This window comes from Ensifer adhaerens, assembly GCF_002940685.1.
In the GTDB taxonomy this organism is placed as follows: Bacteria; Pseudomonadota; Alphaproteobacteria; order Rhizobiales; family Rhizobiaceae; genus Ensifer; species Ensifer adhaerens_E.
In genome coordinates, this window is record NZ_PNFP01000048.1 from 1 (window position 1) to 2,809 (window position 2,809).

Genomic DNA, 2,809 nt, shown 5'->3' on the forward strand with positions numbered 1-2,809 from the left:
TGGCGATTTCGCCAGCCGAGTGTTTTGCCTGGATTTGGATTGTCGCTCGGGATCACGCTGAGCTGGCTGGTTCTGATCGTGTTGATCCCGTTGTCGGGTCTGGTGTTTCGCGCCAGCGGGCTCGGCTGGTCTGAATTCGTCGCGCTGTCGCTTGATCCACGCACGCTCAATGCCCTGAAGATCTCGTTTGGCACCGCCTTTGTCGCCGCCGTCGTCAACCTGATCTTCGGTGTCATCCTCGCCTGGGTGCTGGTGCGCTATCGCTTCCCCGGCAAGCGGGTGATCGACGCCATGGTCGACCTGCCGTTTGCGCTGCCGACCGCGGTTGCCGGCATCGCGCTGACGACGCTTTATGCCGGCAACGGCTGGATCGGCCAGTTCCTCGAACCGCTCGGCATCAAGGTCGCCTTCACCCCGGCCGGCATCGTCATCGCGCTGATCTTCGTCGGCCTGCCCTTTGTCGTGCGCACCGTGCAGCCGATCATGGAGGAGATCGACAAGGAGGTCGAGGAGGCCGCAGCCACCCTTGGCGCCAGCCGCTTCCAGACGATCAGCCGGGTGCTTTTGCCGGGATTGCTGCCGGCCGGCCTCACCGGCTTTGCGCTGGCCTTTGCCCGCGGCGTCGGCGAATACGGCTCGGTGATCTTCATCGCCGGCAACCTGCCCTATGTCTCCGAGATCGCGCCGCTTCTGATCGTCATAAGGCTCGAAGAGTTCAACTACGCCGCCGCCACCGCCATTGCCGCCGTGATGCTGGCGATCTCCTTTGCCATGCTGCTCCTCATCAACTCGATCCAGGCCTGGAGCCGGCGGAGATATGTCTATGTCGCATGATCTGACCGCCAGCGCCGCTTCCAGTCCCGGCCTCGGTCCGGCCCCCGGCCCGCAACGCGCCCTGCCGGAACTGGCTGCCGCCACCTCCGAAAGCCGCTTTGCCCGGTTGACGCTGACGATCACGGCGCTTGCCTTCGTCGCGCTGTTTTTGCTTTTGCCGCTTGCCGCCGTCTTTACCGAGGCGCTGCGCAAGGGCATCGGCGAGTTCGTCGCAGCGCTGGGCGATGCCGAGACTTTTTCCGCCATCCGCCTGACGCTGATCGTCGCTGCCATCGCCGTGCCGCTCAACCTCGTCTTCGGCGTCGCCGCCGCCTGGGCGATCGCCAAGTTCGAGTTCAAGGGCAAGGCCTTCCTGACGACCTTGATCGACCTGCCGTTCTCGGTCTCGCCGGTCATCTCCGGCCTCGTCTTCGTGCTGTTGTTCGGCTCGCACAGCCTGATCGGTCCCTGGCTGCAGAGCCATGGCATCCAGATCCTCTTTGCCGTGCCGGGGCTGGTGCTCGCCACCGTCTTCGTCACCTTCCCCTTCGTCGCCCGCGAGCTGATCCCGTTGATGCAGGAACAGGGATCGAGCGACGAGGAGGCGGCCTTGTCGCTTGGGGCATCCGGCTGGCAGACCTTCTGGCACGTGACGCTGCCCAACATCAAATGGGGGCTGCTTTACGGCGTGCTTTTGTGCAACGCCCGCGCCATGGGCGAGTTCGGCGCCGTGTCGGTGGTCTCCGGCCATATCCGTGGGCAGACCAACACCATGCCGTTGCAGGTCGAAATCCTCTATAATGAATACAACTTCGTCGCCGCCTTCGCGGTGGCGGCGTTGCTGGCGCTGCTGGCGCTGATCACCCTGATTTTGAAGACGGCGCTGGAGATCCGCTACAGCGCCGAGATCGCCGCCAGCCGCAGGCACTGAAAGGTCAAACGCAATGGACGTGCGCGTTCACAACATCCGCAAGGAATTCGGCCGCTTCCCGGCGCTCGACGACGTCTCGCTGAACATCCGCTCCGGCGAGCTGATCGCGCTGCTCGGCCCCTCCGGCTCCGGCAAGACGACGCTTCTGCGCCTCGTTGCCGGTCTCGAAAGCCCGACCGAAGGCACGATCTTCTTCGGCGACGAGGATGCCTCGCAAAAGACCGTGCAGGAGCGCAACATCGGCTTCGTCTTCCAGCACTACGCCCTGTTCCGCCACATGACCGTGCTCGACAACGTCGCCTTCGGGCTGAAGGTGCGGCCGGCGGGCCGCCGGCCGCCGGCCGCCGAGATCCGCAGCCGCGCGCTCGACCTCATCGACCTGGTGCAGCTCTCCGGCCTCGACAAGCGTTATCCGGCGCAGCTGTCGGGCGGCCAGCGCCAGCGCGTGGCGCTTGCCCGCGCCATGGCGGTCGAACCGAACGTGCTTCTGCTCGACGAACCCTTCGGCGCGCTCGACGCGCAGGTCCGCAAAGAGCTGCGCAAGTGGTTGCGCGACATCCACGACCGCACCGGCCACACCACCATCTTCGTCACCCATGACCAGGACGAGGCGCTGGAGCTCGCCGATCGCGTCGTCGTCATGAGCAAGGGCGTGATCGAGCAGGTCGGCACCCCCGACGAGATCTACGACCATCCGGTCTCGCCCTTCGTCTACGGCTTCATCGGCCAGTCGAACAACCTCGCCGTCACGCTGTCGAACGGCGAGATCTGGTTCGAGGACCGGCCGATCGGCTTGCGCGCGCCTTCCGAACCGGACGGTCCGGCGCAACTCTACTTCCGCCCGCACGACATCGAGCTGATCGACGGCTGCGGCGGCTGTCTCGCCGGCCTCGTCACCGCCAGCCGCCGCGTCGCCGGCACCCGCCATCTCGAACTCGACCTCGGCCGCAACCATCCGCATGTCGAGATCGAACTCTCCCCCGAACGCGCCGCCGCCGGCGACCACAGCCGCATCGCCTTCCGCCCGACAAAGTGGAAGCTCTTCAGGGAAGGGCGGCCGGAGAC

The 2,809-nt window shown here is 65.8% G+C and carries 3 protein-coding genes; all 3 read left to right on the top strand.

The window, feature by feature from the left end:
• Nucleotides 1-834: sulfate ABC transporter permease subunit CysT (cysT, locus tag C1A35_RS35530; protein WP_104668903.1), on the top strand; the 834-nt coding region annotated here is incomplete at its 5' end.
• On the top strand, nucleotides 824-1,744 hold the full coding sequence (cysW, locus tag C1A35_RS35535; RefSeq protein WP_199773113.1) for a sulfate ABC transporter permease subunit CysW: 921 nt from the start codon (nucleotides 824-826) through the stop codon (nucleotides 1,742-1,744). The genes cysT and cysW, both read left to right, overlap by 11 nt.
• Before the next feature lie 13 nt (nucleotides 1,745-1,757).
• Nucleotides 1,758-2,809, top strand: a 1,052-nt coding sequence (locus C1A35_RS35540; protein WP_104668905.1) for a sulfate/molybdate ABC transporter ATP-binding protein, incomplete at its 3' end; no start/stop codon positions are given.

Bases quoted from the DNA above. Each gene is read 5' to 3' on its own strand.
- cysW (WP_199773113.1), top strand. From the start codon at position 824: ATGTCGCATGATCTGACCGCCAGCGCCGCTTCCAGTCCCGGCCTCGGT.